Source organism: Mesorhizobium sp. L-2-11 (assembly GCF_016756595.1).
Classification (GTDB): domain Bacteria; phylum Pseudomonadota; class Alphaproteobacteria; order Rhizobiales; family Rhizobiaceae; genus Mesorhizobium.
The window spans coordinates 1,501,192-1,516,173 of record NZ_AP023257.1; the positions used below are offsets into that span (position 1 = coordinate 1,501,192).

At 63.2% G+C, this 14,982-nt stretch carries 16 protein-coding genes; 3 read left to right on the forward strand and 13 right to left on the reverse strand.

From position 1 onward, the window contains the following. Window positions 1-44 precede the first annotated feature (44 nt). Window positions 45-932, reverse strand: coding sequence for a sugar phosphate isomerase/epimerase family protein (locus tag JG739_RS07240; RefSeq protein WP_202365872.1), 888 nt, complete (start codon window positions 930-932; stop codon window positions 45-47). Between the two features lie 131 nt (window positions 933-1,063). Beyond that, window positions 1,064-1,240, reverse strand: coding sequence for a hypothetical protein (locus tag JG739_RS07245; protein WP_202365873.1), 177 nt, complete (start codon window positions 1,238-1,240; stop codon window positions 1,064-1,066). An 86-nt stretch (window positions 1,241-1,326) separates the two neighbouring features. Between JG739_RS07245 and JG739_RS07250 the strand changes: the two genes are divergently transcribed. From JG739_RS07250 to JG739_RS07260, 3 genes are all read left to right on the forward strand, one after another. Next, entirely contained in the window at window positions 1,327-2,382 is a 1,056-nt protein-coding gene (locus JG739_RS07250; protein WP_202365874.1) for a sugar phosphate isomerase/epimerase family protein, read from the forward strand. Between the two features lie 153 nt (window positions 2,383-2,535). Continuing rightward, window positions 2,536-3,723, forward strand: a complete 1,188-nt coding sequence (locus tag JG739_RS07255) for a Gfo/Idh/MocA family protein (RefSeq protein WP_202365875.1) — start codon at window positions 2,536-2,538, stop codon at window positions 3,721-3,723. A gap of 202 nt (window positions 3,724-3,925) precedes the next feature. Beyond that, window positions 3,926-4,780 (forward strand): sugar phosphate isomerase/epimerase family protein, encoded by an 855-nt coding sequence (locus JG739_RS07260; RefSeq protein WP_202365876.1) that lies wholly within the window; start codon window positions 3,926-3,928, stop codon window positions 4,778-4,780. A 15-nt stretch (window positions 4,781-4,795) separates the two neighbouring features. On the opposite strand, the gene phnE (JG739_RS07265) is transcribed toward JG739_RS07260, so the two are convergent. The 11 genes from phnE (JG739_RS07265) to phnG form a co-directional block, all read right to left on the reverse strand. Continuing rightward, complete coding sequence (phnE, locus tag JG739_RS07265) at window positions 4,796-6,340, reverse strand: phosphonate ABC transporter, permease protein PhnE (protein WP_202365877.1); 1,545 nt, start codon at window positions 6,338-6,340, stop codon at window positions 4,796-4,798. A gap of 4 nt (window positions 6,341-6,344) precedes the next feature. Next, window positions 6,345-7,319 carry a phosphonate ABC transporter, permease protein PhnE gene (gene phnE / locus JG739_RS07270; protein WP_202365878.1) on the reverse strand — a complete coding sequence of 325 codons (975 nt, stop codon included), beginning with the start codon at window positions 7,317-7,319 and terminating at the stop codon, window positions 6,345-6,347. A 75-nt stretch (window positions 7,320-7,394) separates the two neighbouring features. Further along, window positions 7,395-8,303 carry a phosphonate ABC transporter substrate-binding protein gene (gene phnD, locus JG739_RS07275; protein WP_202365879.1) on the reverse strand — a complete coding sequence of 303 codons (909 nt, stop codon included), beginning with the start codon at window positions 8,301-8,303 and terminating at the stop codon, window positions 7,395-7,397. 162 nt (window positions 8,304-8,465) lie between these two features. Further along, on the reverse strand, window positions 8,466-9,323 hold the full coding sequence (phnC, locus tag JG739_RS07280; RefSeq protein WP_202365880.1) for a phosphonate ABC transporter ATP-binding protein: 858 nt from the start codon (window positions 9,321-9,323) through the stop codon (window positions 8,466-8,468). A gap of 215 nt (window positions 9,324-9,538) precedes the next feature. Next, window positions 9,539-10,156 (reverse strand): DapH/DapD/GlmU-related protein, encoded by a 618-nt coding sequence (locus tag JG739_RS07285; RefSeq protein ID WP_202365881.1) that lies wholly within the window; start codon window positions 10,154-10,156, stop codon window positions 9,539-9,541. Beyond that, window positions 10,153-10,860 (reverse strand): phosphonate C-P lyase system protein PhnL, encoded by a 708-nt coding sequence (phnL, locus tag JG739_RS07290; protein ID WP_202365882.1) that lies wholly within the window; start codon window positions 10,858-10,860, stop codon window positions 10,153-10,155. The genes JG739_RS07285 and phnL overlap by 4 nt, the downstream gene beginning before the upstream one ends. Before the next feature lie 211 nt (window positions 10,861-11,071). Beyond that, on the reverse strand, window positions 11,072-11,848 hold the full coding sequence (phnK, locus tag JG739_RS07295; protein WP_202365883.1) for a phosphonate C-P lyase system protein PhnK: 777 nt from the start codon (window positions 11,846-11,848) through the stop codon (window positions 11,072-11,074). Then, window positions 11,845-12,756 (reverse strand): alpha-D-ribose 1-methylphosphonate 5-phosphate C-P-lyase PhnJ, encoded by a 912-nt coding sequence (locus tag JG739_RS07300; RefSeq protein WP_202365884.1) that lies wholly within the window; start codon window positions 12,754-12,756, stop codon window positions 11,845-11,847. The genes phnK and JG739_RS07300 overlap by 4 nt, the downstream gene beginning before the upstream one ends. After that, window positions 12,753-13,865, reverse strand: a complete 1,113-nt coding sequence (locus JG739_RS07305) for a carbon-phosphorus lyase complex subunit PhnI (protein ID WP_202365885.1) — start codon at window positions 13,863-13,865, stop codon at window positions 12,753-12,755. Before JG739_RS07305 ends, JG739_RS07300 begins: the two co-directional genes overlap by 4 nt. Window position 13,866: 1 nt before the next feature. Further along, window positions 13,867-14,478, reverse strand: a complete 612-nt coding sequence (gene phnH, locus JG739_RS07310) for a phosphonate C-P lyase system protein PhnH (RefSeq protein WP_202365886.1) — start codon at window positions 14,476-14,478, stop codon at window positions 13,867-13,869. Next, on the reverse strand, window positions 14,478-14,942 hold the full coding sequence (gene phnG, locus JG739_RS07315) for a phosphonate C-P lyase system protein PhnG (protein WP_202365887.1): 465 nt from the start codon (window positions 14,940-14,942) through the stop codon (window positions 14,478-14,480). Before phnG ends, phnH begins: the two co-directional genes overlap by 1 nt. Window positions 14,943-14,982: the final 40 nt, after the last annotated feature.

Below are 14,982 nucleotides of genomic sequence, written 5' to 3' on the forward strand. Positions count from 1 at the left end.
CCTGCCGCCGGTCAGGGCGGAAGGCTCATTTCCAAACGGATCGACTACTTGATCAGCGGCAACAGCGTTTCGGCGGTGATGCGCATCTGGTCGGTGTAGAACTTTTCCGTGAGCACGCTGGAACCGTGGTCCTGGATGAATTTGAGCTGCTCCGGCGAGATGTCGACCGGTTTGCGGTCGACCATGTCGGGATAGGGAGCAGCCGGCGTGCGGTCAACTGGGGCGACGAACTCGTTGGTCAGCGCGCCGTCGTAACCGACTTCCTTCAGGGTGCCGACGATCTTCGGCCAGTCGATCTGCCCGAGACCGGCGGCGAAGCGGTTGTTGTCAGCGACGTGGAAATCGAACAGGCGGTTTCCGACCTGCCGGATGGCATCGTAGACGTTGAACTCCTCCATATGGAGGTGATAGGCGTCTAGGCAGACACCGCATTCGGGGCTGACCGCATCGGCCAGCGCCAGTGCCTGGGCGCCGCGGTTGAACAGATAGGTTTCGAAGCGGTTGAGCGGCTCGATCGCGACCTTGACGCCGACCTTCTTGGCATGGGTAAAGCATTCCCTGGTGGCGTCGACCACCCATTTCCATTCTTCTTCCTCGGTGCCGTCCGGCACCACCTTGCCGACCGTGGCGGGAACGAGCGTGATGATCTCGCCGTCGAGTTCGCTGACCATCGTCAGCACGTCCTTGACATACTGCACCGAGCGCTCGCGCTGGCCCTGGTCCCTGGCGGCGAGATTGCGCTCGCCCAGCATCAGCGTCACCGCCCCCCAGCAGCGAATGCCGTGCTCCTTCAGGAGCGCACGTGTCTCGTTGATCTTGTATTGCGCGGGCTCGCCGGAAATCTCGATCGACTCATAGCCGAATTTCTTGATGCGCTTGAGCGTCGTCTCCAATGGTTCCGCCCGCATCCAGTTGTGCGTCGAAAGATGCATGGTCTGTCCTTCCCAGAATTCGCCTGTAACAATTCGCCTGCGACGCACCCCAGATTGCGTTGCATGGTTCCTCCCCAAGGCGCTCCAGCATTTTTCGTAACTGGTTCGACCAATTGGGCGTGAAAGGAGGTCTACAGCAAATTCATCTGGACGGCAAGAAATCCTGCGAGGCAGCCCAGGTCCATGATTATTTCTTTGATTAAACTGGCGTATTTGCCCGCTTCCGGGTAATTTGCGCAGCGCTGGTTGGGCGCCGCGGCGCTTGACCAAATGACCATATTTGGTAATACCAGAATGGCGGCGCGCACTGGCGCCTGTCGAGAAAAGACCAAACAGGCTGGCCCTGCTTTCAATCGGCGCTATGCTTGGTCGTGGACAAAAAGGGAGGATGCCGATGCCGTCGACAATGAAGGGTCCTGGGCTGTTTCTGGCGCAGTTCGCGGGCGATGCCGCACCGTTCAATTCGCTGCCGTCGATCACCAGATGGGCGGCCGGGCTGGGCTACAAGGGCGTGCAGATCCCGACTTGGGACAGCCGGCTGTTCGACCTCGAGAAAGCGGCGTCTTCCCAGGCCTATTGCGACGAGGTGAAGGGCATCTGCGCCGATGCCGGCGTCGAGATCACCGAGCTGTCGACGCATTTGCAGGGGCAGTTGGTGGCGGTGCATCCGGCCTATGACGCGCAGTTCGACGGTTTTGCGCCGCCTGCGGTGCACAACAATCCGAAGGCCAGGCAGCAATGGGCGGTCGAACAGATGAAGTTCGGCGCCAAGGCTTCGAACAATCTCGGGCTCAAGGCGTCAGTGTCGTTTTGTGGAGCGTTGGCTTTTCCCTACCTCTATCCGTGGCCGCAACGGCCGGCGGGATTGATCGAGGAAGCGTTTTCCGAACTGGGAAAGCGCTGGAAACCGATCCTCGACGTCTATGACGACAATGGCGTCGATGTTGGCTACGAGATCCATCCGGGCGAAGACGTCTTCGACGGTGCGACATTCGAGATGTTCCTCGACGCGGTCGGCGGCCATAAGCGCTGCAATATCAATTACGATCCGTCGCATTTTCTGCTGCAGCAGCTCGACTATCTCGAATTCATCGACATCTATCACGAGCGGATCAAGGCCTTCCACGCCAAGGATGCCGAGTTCAATCCGACCGGCCGGCAAGGCGTCTATTCCGGTTATCAAAGCTGGACGAAGCGGGCCGGGCGTTTCCGCTCGCTCGGCGATGGCCAGGTGGATTTCGGCGGCATCTTCTCCAAGCTCGCCCAATATGACTACGATTCGTGGGCGGTTCTGGAATGGGAGTGCTGCCTGAAGCACCCCGAGGATGGCGCGGCCGAAGGCGCACCCTTCATCCAGCATCACATCATCAGGGTGACGGAAAAGGCATTCGACGATTTCGCCGGCGGCGCGACCGACAAAAAGGTGCTGCGCGCCATGATGGGGATTTAGCACCGCTTTCCCTCCCCCTCGAGGGGAGGGGTCGATCCGCGCAGCGGATCGGGGTGGGGTCGCTGGGCGTAGAGGCATGGACCGACCCCTCCCGGCCCTTCGGGCCACCCTCCCCTCAAGGGGGAGAGGTATTTCAGATGAGGGAGAAAAATCATGGTCGGCGCATCGAAGTCGGAAACGGGAGGCGGCCCGATCCGCTACGGCATGGTCGGCGGCGGGCAAGGCGCCTTCATCGGCGCGGTGCACAGGATTGCGGCGCGCATGGACAATGAGTTCGTGCTGGTCGCTGGCGCCCTGTCATCCGACCCTGCCCGTGCCAAGGCCTCGGCCGAGGAGCTCGGGCTCGATCCGGCGCGCAGCTACGGCTCGTTCGCCGAGATGGCCAAGGCCGAGGCCAAGCGGCCGGACGGCATCGAGGCGGTGGCCATCGTCACGCCCAACAATGTGCACGTACCGGCGGCCAAGGCGTTTCTCGAAGCCGGCATCCACGTCATTTGCGACAAGCCGGTGGCGACGACGTTGGCGGAAGCCAAGAAGCTGGCGGCACTGGTCGAAAAGACCGGCAAGGTCTTCGTCCTCACCCACAACTACACCGCCTATCCGATGGTGCGGCAAGCGCGCGAGATGGTTGCCAAGGGGCAACTCGGCGACATCCGCATCGTGCAGTCGGAATATCCGCAGGACTGGCTGACCGAAGACCTTGCCGCCACAGGCCAGAAGCAGGCGGCCTGGCGCTCCGACCCCAAGCAGGCCGGCGCCGGCGGTGCGCTGGGCGACATCGGCACGCATGCCTACAATCTGGCGCGCTTCGTCTGCGGGCTCGAGCTCGATTCGCTTTCCGCCGATCTCGACGCCTTCGTGCCGGGCCGGCAGCTCGACGACAACGTCAACGTCATGCTGCGCTTCAAACCGGTCGGCACGTCGCATCCGGCCAAGGGCATGTTGTGGGCGAGCCAGGTGGCGCCCGGCCACGAGAACGGGCTGAAGCTGCGCATCTACGGTTCGAAGGGCGGGCTTGAATGGGTGCAGGCCGACCCGAACTATCTCTGGTACACGCCGTTCGGCCAGCCGAAGCAGTTGATCACCCGAAATGGCGCCGGCGCGTTGCCGGTTGCCGGGCGTGTCAGCCGGGTTCCGTCGGGCCATCCGGAAGGCTATCTCGAAGGCTTCGCCAACATCTACCAGGAGGCGGCCCGCGCCATTCGCGCGGCGCGCCGCAAAGGCGGCAAGCCGGCTAAGGACGTTATCTTCCCGACTATCCAGGACGGTGTCGAAGGCATGGCATTCATTGAGGCCTGCGTGAAGTCGTCGAGGAAGAACGGGGCCTGGACGAAGCTCTGATCGGGGTGCTGATCTTCAGGTAATGCCGGCCTCAAACGGCAGTTTCCTGCGTTTTCGGTGCTCACGTACCAAAAGTACGCTCCGCTCCGGTTCTCGGAAACTGCCTAGTTTGGTCGTCTCGCGCCCGTCTTCGACTCCGGCTCGGCCTGACCTGAATCTCAACACCCCTTGTGCGATGGCCAATGATGGGAAGGGGGCGTCGATGAAAATCGGCATGTGCATGTTTTTGTGGACGACGGCCGTATCGAAGAAACACGAGCCGCTGCTCAGGGATATCAAGGCGACCGGCTTCGATGGCGTCGAGATACCGATCTTTGCCGGCACGCCGGACGATTACAAAAAGCTCGGCGCGCTGCTCGACCGCATCGGACTGGAACGCACTGCCGTTTCGGCGATTGGCGATCCGGCGATGAATTTGATCTCGGCCGATGCCTCAACGCGCAAGGCCGGCATCGACTATATGAAGTGGGCGATCGACTGCACACAAGCGCTTGGCGCCAGAACGCTGAGCGGTCCGCTGCATTCGACGCTCGGCGCCTTTTCCGGCAGCGGGCCGACGGCGGCGGAGAAAAAGCGTTCGGTCGGCTCACAGCGCGCCATCGGCGACCATGCCGGCAAGAAGAACGTCACCATCGGGCTGGAGGCGCTCAACCGTTTCGAATGCTATCTGCTCAACACGATGGACGATCTGTCCGAGCATGTCGACGCAATCGACCGGCCGCACATCAAGGCGATGTACGACACTTTCCACGCCAATATCGAAGAGACCGACGCGATCGGCGCCTATACGCGCAACCGCAAAAATGTCGTCCATATCCATATTTCGGAGAATGACCGCGGCGTGCCTGGGCGCGGCCACATTCCGTGGAAAGAGACGTTTTCGGCGATCCGCAAGAGCGGCTATGACGACTGGCTGACGATCGAGGCCTTCGGCCGCTCGCTGAAAGATCTGGCGGCGGCCACCAAGGTGTGGCGCGATTTTTCGGAAAGTCCGGAAGCCGTCTATCGCGACGGCTACAAGCACATCAAGAGCGGCTGGAAAAAGGCTGGTGCCTAGGACGCAGCCTTCGTCTCAGGCGATCTGAGCTGCGGCCGAACCGGCGGAAACGCGCCGCTCCTCATTGCCGTCACTCCCCATCAGTTTGCGGCGGAGATAGCTGGAGATGTTGTCGAAGATAAAGACGACGAGCAGAATCAGCAGGACCATGTAGAAAACATTGGCCCAGTTGGTGTTGGTGCGCATGGCCTCCCACAATTTCAGGCCGATGCCGCCAGCGCCGACAGCGCCTATGATCGTCGCTGACCGGGTGTTCGATTCCCAGAAATAGAGGGATTGGCTGAGGAATACCGGCAGAACCTGGGGCAGCACGCCATAGCGCTGCACCATTGCCGGCGTGGCGCCAACCGAGCGGATGCCCTCGCGCTGCTTGTCATCGATGTTCTCCAGCGACTCGGAGTAAAGTTTGCCCAGGGTTCCGGTGTCGGTGAAGAAGATCGCCGACATGCCGGCCAGCGGTCCCGGACCGAAGCCGCGGGTAAAGAACAGCGCCCAGATCAGCATGTCGACCGAGCGCAGGAAATCGAAGAAGCGCTTTGTCACTTGGTTGGCTATCCGGCTCGGCGTGACATTGCGCGCAGCCAGGAAGGCAAGCGGAAAGGCGACGATCGAGGCCAGCACGGTGCCGACGAAAGCCATGACGATGGTCTGTAAGAGTTTCAGCCAGACGTCGCCGTGCTGCCACTCGGCGTTGTTCAAAATGTTGTCCCAGGCGAGCGCCGCGTTTGATCGCGACGGGTCGATGCGGACCCCGGAGACGATCAGTGAAGCGACCTCGCTGAACGGCTTTCCCCAGAATGGCGAGTTGGTGTCGAACACGAAATTGGCCCAGCCGAAGAAACGTCGCCAGGCGACCACCTCGTCGTTCTGCACCTCAGCGCGGCCGAGAAATCCAAACGAGACATAGGCTGTCGAGCCTGGCCTGCGTTGCTCGATCCAGTCAGGCAGCGGTGTGCGCGGCGTGACGGAATTGTCCTTGGCGATGTCGAAGACGACGCTTTCGGCGCCGCGCGTCACGGTGACCAGGCTTGGCGTGACGGCGATCCGGCCATTGCCAAGGGTGACGGTCGCCGCCACGACGGCGTTTTCGCGCACCGTTTCAGGCACAGCCGGAGCGGATTGACCCAACGGGGCGGCCGGGTTCTCGGCGGTCGGGGCGCCGGGCGCCATGAACGAATCCTGCGACGACTTGGTGGTCGCGATCGCCGGTGCCGGCGCTGCCTCGACCTGCCGCTCGATGACGGCCATCTGTTTGGCCACCCAGTCGGGATCTGGATTGGCTCCCAACTTGGAGAAGCGGGAGTAGTCGATCGTCAGATAATTGTCCTCGAATTCGATGTTGGGCCGGATTTCGTAAGACACCCAGTCGGCGAGATACGCACCGGCAAGGTTCCAGTTCGCCTTTTCGAGAACGCTGGCGACCGAGAAGAACCACGCGCAATAGCAGGTGTAGAGAATGCAAAGAAGGATGCCGATCGGGGTGGCGTAGCGCTTCCACAGCGAGCGCCGGAACGCGTCCGGGTGGCGAGCAGCGATGTCGTTGATGGCATCGGCATTCATTCTCTTACTCTCCGCGCCCGTATGCAAACGCCTGGCGGCCGACAAGACGGTGTCTCAGCCATGCCGAAAACTGGTCGACGGCGACAATCGTGCAGAACAGCAGGAAGACGATGGCGATGGTCTTGGCCTCATGGCCTCGGCCGATCGAAAGACGCAGGGATTCGCCGATGCCGCCGGCGCCGACGGCGCCGAGAATGGTCGAAGCGCGCACATTGATCTCGAAGCGGAGCAGGAAATAGCTGATGAAGTTGGGCAGGACCTGGGGCACGATGCCGAACCACACCCGTTCGACCCAATTGGCGCCCACGGCGCGCAAGCCTTCTTCAGGCTTCATGTCGGCATTTTCGACGACTTCGAAGAACATTTTTCCGAGCGCGCCGACGGTATGGATGCTGACCGCAATGATCGCAGGAATCGGACCCAGTGAGAAAATCGCCAGGAAAAAGCCGGCAATGACAATTTCCGGAAAGGCGCGGACGATTTCGAGGAAGCGGCGCGTGGCGAAACGGAGCCAGCGGCTGGTCGTGATATTTCCTGCAGCGAAGAAGCAGAGCAGAAAGCCGAATGTGGCACCCACCAGCGTCGAAAACAGGGCTATGTTCAGCGTCTCGAGCATCCGGTGGAAATACTCCGGAATGTAGATGCTCTGGGTCAGGTAGACCCGGCCTTCCGGGTAGTCGAATTTGAGGCTGCCGTCGTCATAGGGGGACGGCAGGTCGAACAGCGCGCGCACCGGGTCGAACCAGTCGCGCGGCTTCAATTCGGCGAAAAAGTCGGCGACATAGGGAAGGCGGTCGAAGAACTTTCCGGCGTTGGTTTCGTTGGCGAACCAGAGCGAGCCAGACAGTGCAAGAAACAGGAAAACCAGGCCGCCGATCGTGTAAAGGCGCCGGCGGGCGGCAAGGTCGCGCCAGTGCCGCTCGACGGTGGCTCCCTCCGGTGAAAGCGCGGGCGCGCGGTAAACGTCGGTCGCACTCATCGATTTTTTTCCCGGCCCCTGATGCGGCAACGCCGCCGGCGGCACGCGACCCCGGCGGCGTCGTGGCAGTTTGCTTTACGAGCCAATCTTCGCCTTACGGGCGTCGATGATCGGCTGGTAGAATTCCGGGGTAACCGGCGAATAGCCCTTGTAGTCGCCGCCTTGGATTGCCGAGAAGCAGGCCGGATCGGTTTCCGGAAGCTTGGTCAGGAAATCGGTGATCTTCTGCCTGGTGCCGGCGTCGATCGACGTCCGCAATACCAGCGGGCCGTTCGGGATCAGCGGCGACTGCCACAGTTCGACGAGGTCATCCATCTTGAGGACGCCCTTGTCGACCATCTTGCGCAGATTGCCCGAGCTGTAGCCGTCGTTGAAGTCGCCGACGCCCGAGGCCCAGGTGGTGCCGGCATCGAACGTGCCCTTCAGGACCTCAAGGACAAGCTGTTCATGGCCGCCGCCGAAACCGGTCGAAGCGAAGTAGCTCTTCACATCCATGCCAATGTCCTTGGGCAGTGACGTGACCGGGATCAGGTAACCGGAAGTCGAATCGGGATCGGCGAAACCGAGTTTCTTGCCCTTCATGTCGGCGAGCGTCTTGATGCCGGAATCGGCACGCGCGACCATGACCGCACGGTAGCCGGTCGAGCCGTCGGTCTGGATCGTCGTCAGGATCGGTTGAACCGCGTCCTTGTTTTCGAGATAGACCTTGGCGTAGGCGGAAGCGCCGAGCTCGGCAAAGTCGAGCGTGCCGCCGAGCAGGCCCTGGATGACGCCGTCGTAGTCGGCGGCCGGGAACAGCGAAACTTTTTCCACGCCGAGGACTTGCTTGATGTGGTCGGCGAAGCACTGGTAGTTGCGCAGGCGGTCGGCTTCGTTCTCGCCGCCGAGAATGCCGACGCGGAATTCCTTCAGGTCCTGTGCCTGGACCGCGCCCATCGCCATGGCGAGGATGGAAACGGCACCGAAAAGTATTTTTCTAAACATTTCGCGTCTCTCCTGTTGGTTCCGGCTTCGCGCCGGAAGCGTTCGTATTTTGACAGCGCTTTTTTTACGCCCGGCCCTGATGCGGACTGGCGGTCCGGGCGCTCCTTCGTCGTCTGCTTTCGTATGCTCGTATACCGATATCCACTTGCCGGGATCCTGGAGCTAATAACCGGGAAATGCCGGTTCGAGCGGCCCGGCGGATGCGGCGATCTTTTGCTTGATGGCTACGCTGGTCGAGGTAATAGCCTCGGAGATTTCGCCACCATTGCTGTCGGCGCCATAGACCATGCGCACGGCCTCCCGATTGAGGTCTTCGGGCGGGCCGTCGAACACCACCTTGCCGGCGGCCATGCCGATGATGCGGTTGCAATAGGTGCGCGCGGTATCCAGCGTGTGCAGATTGGTGACGACGGTAAGGCCCTCGCGCAGATTGATGTCCTGCAGCGAATCCATCACCACCTTGGCGTTGAGCGGGTCGAGCGAGGCGATCGGCTCGTCGGCGAGGATGACTTTCGGTTGCTGCATCATGGCGCGGGCAATCGCTACGCGCTGCTGCTGGCCGCCGGACAAGGTGCCAGCTGGCTGCAGCGCGGTGCGGGCGATGTCGAGGCGTTCGAGCGCGGCGATCGCCTCGGCCCGTTCCTCGCGGGAGAAGACACCGAGCAGATTGACAAGGGTCGAGCGGTGATTGAGCCGGCCGAGCAGCACATTGGTCAGCACGTCGAGGCGCGGCACCAGGTTGAATTGCTGGAAGATCATGGCGCAGTCGCGCTGCCAGCGCCGGAGCAGCGAGCCGCGCAGGCTGGAGACTTCGGCGCCGTCAAAGAAGATCGACCCTTGGCTCGGATCGATGAGGCGGTTGATCATCCGCAAAAGCGTCGACTTGCCGGCGCCCGAGCGGCCGATGATGCCGACCATCTGGCCGTGCGGGATCGAGATATCGACATTGCTGACCGCGGTGTTCCTGCCAAACCGGCGGGTGACGCCGCGAATCTCGAGCGTGGCCGAGGTTGCTGACATAGGCAAGTTCCAGTCCAGTCGCGTTTCGAAGGTCTGTTAACCTTCGCTAGCGCAGCCGCGTGAAACCGCGGTGTCGGATTGATGTCAGTTTTGTTACCGTCCACGGGTTGGTGAATGGTGAATGGTGAATAGCGAGTAGCGAGTAGTGGGTAGTGAGAGGGAGTGGTGAATAAAGGGCTTTACCAGCCACTGCTGGCTGCCACCATTCACCCCCTTCAGCCGCTGTATTTTTCCAGAAATGCTTCCGCCGAAAGCGCGCGAAAATCGTCGAGCGCGGCGCGCAGGCGGGCATGGTCCCAATCCCACCAGGCGAGCGCCTGATAGCGTTCCGCCGTGCGGCGGTCGAAACGTTCGCGGATTGGTTTGGCCGGCACGCCGCCGACGATGGTGTAGGGCGCGACGTCCTTCGACACCACGGCGCCGGCGCCGACCGCCGCGCCATCGCCGACGCTGACGCCGGGCAGGATGGTCGAGCCGTGGCCGAGCCAGGTGTCGTGGCCGATGGTGACCCGCCTGGCGCGACGCTGCGCGAAAAATTCGCTCTCGTGCTCGGCGTCGTCCCAATAGTCCGAGGCGCGATAGGTGAAATGGTGCAGCGTCGGCCGCCAGGTCGGATGGTTGGTGGCGTTGATGCGCACGCTGGCGGCGATGTTGGCGAATTTGCCGATCGTCGCGCACCAGGCGCTGCAGTCCTGCATCATGTAGGAATAGTCGCCCAGCGTACTTTCCGAAAGCCGGCAGCGTTCGGCGATCTCGGTCCAGCGGCCGAGCGTCGAGTTGTCGACTTCCGCCGTCTCGTGGACAAGCGGCGTTTCCGACAGTCTTCGGCTCATGCGGCGATCTTCCCGGCGGCAAAAGCGGTCACGTCGATGACGCGATCGGCCACTGCCTCGCGCACATCGTGGTCGTGGAAGATGCCCAGCAGGGCGACGCCGGCCGCCTTCTTGGCCGCGATCAGCTCAATCACCACGTCGCGGTTGCTGGCGTCGAGCGAGGCGGTCGGTTCGTCGAGCAGCAGGATCGGGTGCTCGGTGATGAAGCCGCGCGCGATGTTGACGCGCTGTTGTTCGCCGCCGGAAAAGGTCGCCGGCGGCAGTGCCCAGAGCTTTTCCGGCAGGTTGAGCTGCGCCAGCAAGGCGCGCGCCTTGCTGCGCGCGACCTCGCGGTCCGCGCCGCGCTCGACCAGCGGTTCGGCGACGACATCCAGCGCCGAGACGCGCGGCACTGTGCGCAGGAACTGGCTGACATAGCCGATCGTGAGCCGGCGCACGGCAAGCACCGTGCGCGGGCTGGCCGTCGCCAGATCGATGAGCCCGTCCTCGTGCTGGACGATGATCTGGCCTGCATCGACGGCATAGTTGCCGTAGAGCATCTTCAGGATCGAGCTCTTGCCGGCGCCGGAGGGGCCGCCGAGCACGGCGCATTCGCCGCTCCTGATCGAGAACGACACGCCGGCGACGACAGGCAGTCTGATGCCGTCACGCAGATGCATGGTGAAGCTCTTGGCGACATCGGAGACGACGAGCGGGGTTGCCATCAGAAGGTTCTCCAATCGTCATTCGTTAGCGGGCCAACACCCCCCTCTGGCCTGCCGGCCATCTCCCCCTCAAGGGGGGAGATTGGCTGTCGCATTCGGTTTCGCCATTCTCCTGTGTCGCAGAACGGGCGGGGCACAAAAGTTGCCAATCTCCCCCCTTGAGGGGGAGATGGCCGGCAGGCCAGAGGGGGGTACGCCGGAACAATCATCCTCACACCTGCAATATCGAAGAAACAAGGAGTTGCGTGTAGGGCGCGCGCGGATCGTCGAGCACCCGGTCGGTGAGGCCGCTTTCGACGACGCGGCCGTCCTTCATCACCATCATGCGTTGCGACAGCAGACGCGCCACCGCAAGGTCGTGGGTGACGACGATCGCCGCCAGGCCGAGATCGGTGACCAGGCCGCGCAGCAGGTCGAGCAGGCGCGCCTGCACCGAAACGTCAAGGCCGCCGGTCGGCTCGTCCATGAACACCAGGCGTGGCCCGGTGACGAGGTTGCGGGCGATCTGCAGGCGCTGGCGCATGCCGCCGGAGAAGGCGCGCGGTTCGTCGTCGATGCGGTCCTCGTCGATCTCGACGCGCGACAGCCAGTCGACGGCGGTGGCGCGGATATTCCCATAGTGGCGGTCGCCGACCGCCATCAGCCGCTCGCCGACATTGGCGCCGGCCGACACCGTCATGCGCAGCCCGTCGGCCGGGTTCTGGTGGACAAAACCCCAGTCGGTGCGCATCAGGAAGCGGCGCTCGGCCTCGCTCATGCGGTAAAGCTCGCGGAACTGGCCGTCGCGCATGCGGTAGCTGGCGGTGCCGGAGCTCGGCAGCAATCTTGTCGACAGGCAGTTGAGCAGCGTCGTCTTGCCGGATCCGGATTCACCGACCACTGCCAGCACCTCGCCCGGCCACAGGTCGAAGGTGACGTTCTCGCAACCTATGCGCGAACCGTAGAACTTGGACAGCGCGGAGACGCGCAGCAGTGGTTCGTCGGTCATTGCGCCGGCTCCGTTTTTTCCACGGCAGGAGAGGTTTCGGGCGCAAGGTGGCCGCGATGGCCTTGCTCGCGCCGCTTCTCGCAATGGTCGGTATCGGAGCAGACGAACATGTGGCCGCCATGGTCGTCGAGGATGACCTCGTCGAGATAGACGTTCTCGGCGGCGCACAGTGCGCAGGGCTGGTCGAAGCTCTGCACCTCGAACGGATAGTCCTCGAAGTCGAGGCTGACGACGTCGGTGAAAGGCGGCAGCGCATAGATGCGCTTTTCGCGGCCGGCACCGAACAGTTGCAGAGCCGGCGAACGGTGCATTTTCGGGTTATCGAACTTTGGCGTCGGCGACGGGTCCATCACATAGCGGCCCTCGACCTTGACCGGGTAGGCATAGGTGGTGGCGATGCGGCCATGCCGGGCGATGTCTTCGTAGAGTTTTACATGCATGAGGCCGTATTCCTCCAGCGCATGCATTTTCCGCGTTTCCGTCTCGCGCGGCTCGAGGAAGCGCAGCGGCTCGGGGATCGGCACCTGATAGACCAGCACCTGGCCCGATGTCAGCGGATGTTCGGGAATGCGGTGGCGGGTCTGGATGAGAGTCGCCTTGGCCGTCTCGGTGGTGACGGCGACATTGGCGACTTTCTTGAAGAAGGCGCGGATCGAGACCGCATTGGTGGTGTCGTCGGCGCCCTGGTCGATGACCTTCAGCACATCGTCGGGGCCGATGATCGAAGCCGTTACCTGGACGCCGCCGGTGCCCCAGCCATAGGGCATCGGCATCTCGCGCGAGGCGAACGGCACCTGGTAGCCGGGAATGGCGATGCCCTTGAGGATTGCGCGGCGGATCATCCGCTTGGTCTGCTCGTCGAGATAGGCGAAGTTGTAGGTGGCGATGTCGGTCGGTTGCGCGCTCATTCCGCTGCCTCCCTTTTTTCTTCGGCCTTGCTTGCGTGTTCGCGGGCGTCGTGCTCGGCGCGCATGCGACGCACCAGATCGAGCTCGGCCTGGAAGTCGACATAGTGCGGCAGCTTCAGGTGCTCGACGAAGCCGGTCGCCTGGACATTGTCGGAATGCGAGATGACGAATTCTTCGTCCTGGGCTGCGGCGACGACATCTTCGCCGAATTCGGTTGCACGAAGCGCGCGGTCGCACAGCGCCATGGCCATCGCCTTGCGCTCGCTCTGGCCGAAGACGAGGCCGTAGCCGCGGGTGAATTGCGGCGGCGCCTTGGCCGAGCCCTTGAACTGGTTGACCATCTGGCACTCGGTGACGCGCACAGAACCGAGTGGTACGGCGAATGGCAGCTCCGGCACGTCGAGTTCCAGCTCGACCTCGCCGATGCGAACCTCGCCGACGAACGGATGGTTGCGGGCATAGCCGCGCTGGGTGGAATAGCCGAGCGCCAGCAGAAAACCCTCGTCGCCGCGTGACAGCGCCTGCAGGCGGATGTCGCGCGCCATCGGAAATTCCAGCGGCTCGCGGGTGATGTCGCCGGGGACGTGGTCCTGCGGCATGTCGCCATCGGGTTCGATCAGGCCTTCGCGGGCGAGGATGGCGGAGACGCGCGGCATGGCTTCCGCCTCGCTGGCGCGCTGCTGTGGCTCGGCGACCTCGCCGCCGGCGGCAAGCTCGGGGTCGAGCAACCTATGCGTGTAGTCGAAGGTCGGGCCGAGCAGCTGGCCGCCGGGCAGATCCTTGTAGGTCGCCGACACGCGCCGCTCGACCAGCATCGCGCCGGTGTCGATCGCCCTGGTGTAGCCGAAGCGCGGCAGCGTGGTGCGATAGGCGCGGACCAGGAAGATCGCCTCGATCATGTCGCCGCGCGCCTGAACGATCGCCAGCGCCGCCAATTCGCGGTCGTAGAGCGAACCTTCGCTCATCACCCGGTCGACGCCGAGCGCCAGCTGCTCGACGATCTGGTCGAGGCGAAGCGCCGGCACCGAACGGTCGCCGCGGCGGCGGTCGGCGAGCAGGGCATGGGCGTTGGCAATGGCCGCCTCGCCGCCTTTTACCGCGACATACATATCACGCCTCCATCGTCTTGATGCGCGTCGTGCGCGGCAGGCAGGCAACGCCGTCCGGGGTGGCGAGGATGATGTCGACACCACGGGGAAAACGCTGATTGTTCTGCTTCCATTGTTCAACGAAGTGGCGCGGCATCTGCGCCGGCGCGATTGTTGCGGTTGTTTCGATGCCGGGACCTTCGAGCAGCAGCGGGGCGCCTGAGACGAGATCGCTCACCTGCAGGATCAGCGTCGTCGAGCGGTCGGGATAGTCCTGGGTGCCTTGCGAAAAGCCGTCGAGCGCCATCATCTCGGCCGGCGTGGCGATCAGCGCGAAATGCGCGTCGGCCGGCGTGTTGGCCAGTGGCGCGCCGGTGTGGAAACCAAGCCAGGATTTTATCGCTGCCGGGGCCTGCAAAACGAGGTCGAGCCAGAGCGGCGTGTCGTTGTCGCACAGCGCCAGCGCGATGGCACCGGCGGTGGCCGACAGCGGCGCCGGCGGGCGGGCAAACACCGGCAGAGGTTTTAAGGTGCCCGGCCGCGCCATTGCGTCCATCACGGCGCGGAACACCGTCTGGGCGTTGAACACCGGATCGACAAAGCCGCCCTCGATCGCCTGGGTTGCGATGTCCATCAGTCTTCTCCGCGCACCATGGTGAAGAAATCGACCTTCGTTGCCGCCGTCTCGGCTCGCCGCCGCTCGCGTGCGCTGGCCAGTGCGGCTTGCAGCGGCGCAATGAGTTTGGTCTCGACCTCGTTGCGGCGGGTGGGATCCTGCCAGAGCGCGTCGGCGATCGCCGCCAGTTTTGCTTTCTGCTTGTCACGGCCCAGCGCGTAGCAATGGCCGACTTCTCCCGAGGCAAGCCGCACCGTCGCGCGGGTGATCGTCGCCTCGCCGACGTTGAATGGCGCGCCGCCGCCGCCGATGCGGCCACGCACGGTGACCAGGCCGGTTTCGGGACCGCGCAGGAGTTCTGCTTCCGAAGGCAGGCCGGCTTGGTTCCAGAGGCGGACGATATCGTCGCCGGTCGATTGCGCCAGCGTCGCCATGACCGCCTTGCGCTCAAGCTGCTGATCGCGCGCTTCCTGTCCTCGCATGGTTAACATTCCCTTGCATCGAAAATTTGTCTATTGATAT

Excerpts from the sequence above, each read along its gene's own strand:
- JG739_RS07240 (WP_202365872.1), bottom strand. The coding sequence starts at position 932 with ATGCATCTTTCGACGCACAACTGGATGCGGGCGGAACCATTGGAGACG.
- JG739_RS07250 (WP_202365874.1), top strand. The coding sequence starts at position 1,327 with ATGCCGTCGACAATGAAGGGTCCTGGGCTGTTTCTGGCGCAGTTCGCG.
- JG739_RS07255 (WP_202365875.1), top strand. The coding sequence starts at position 2,536 with ATGGTCGGCGCATCGAAGTCGGAAACGGGAGGCGGCCCGATCCGCTAC.
- JG739_RS07260 (WP_202365876.1), top strand. The coding sequence starts at position 3,926 with ATGAAAATCGGCATGTGCATGTTTTTGTGGACGACGGCCGTATCGAAG.
- phnE (WP_202365877.1), bottom strand. The coding sequence starts at position 6,340 with ATGAATGCCGATGCCATCAACGACATCGCTGCTCGCCACCCGGACGCG.
- phnE (WP_202365878.1), bottom strand. The coding sequence starts at position 7,319 with ATGAGTGCGACCGACGTTTACCGCGCGCCCGCGCTTTCACCGGAGGGA.
- phnD (WP_202365879.1), bottom strand. The coding sequence starts at position 8,303 with ATGTTTAGAAAAATACTTTTCGGTGCCGTTTCCATCCTCGCCATGGCG.
- phnC (WP_202365880.1), bottom strand. The coding sequence starts at position 9,323 with ATGTCAGCAACCTCGGCCACGCTCGAGATTCGCGGCGTCACCCGCCGG.
- JG739_RS07285 (WP_202365881.1), bottom strand. The coding sequence starts at position 10,156 with ATGAGCCGAAGACTGTCGGAAACGCCGCTTGTCCACGAGACGGCGGAA.
- phnL (WP_202365882.1), bottom strand. The coding sequence starts at position 10,860 with ATGGCAACCCCGCTCGTCGTCTCCGATGTCGCCAAGAGCTTCACCATG.
- phnK (WP_202365883.1), bottom strand. The coding sequence starts at position 11,848 with ATGACCGACGAACCACTGCTGCGCGTCTCCGCGCTGTCCAAGTTCTAC.
- JG739_RS07300 (WP_202365884.1), bottom strand. The coding sequence starts at position 12,756 with ATGAGCGCGCAACCGACCGACATCGCCACCTACAACTTCGCCTATCTC.
- JG739_RS07305 (WP_202365885.1), bottom strand. The coding sequence starts at position 13,865 with ATGTATGTCGCGGTAAAAGGCGGCGAGGCGGCCATTGCCAACGCCCAT.
- phnH (WP_202365886.1), bottom strand. The coding sequence starts at position 14,478 with ATGGACATCGCAACCCAGGCGATCGAGGGCGGCTTTGTCGATCCGGTG.
- phnG (WP_202365887.1), bottom strand. The coding sequence starts at position 14,942 with ATGCGAGGACAGGAAGCGCGCGATCAGCAGCTTGAGCGCAAGGCGGTC.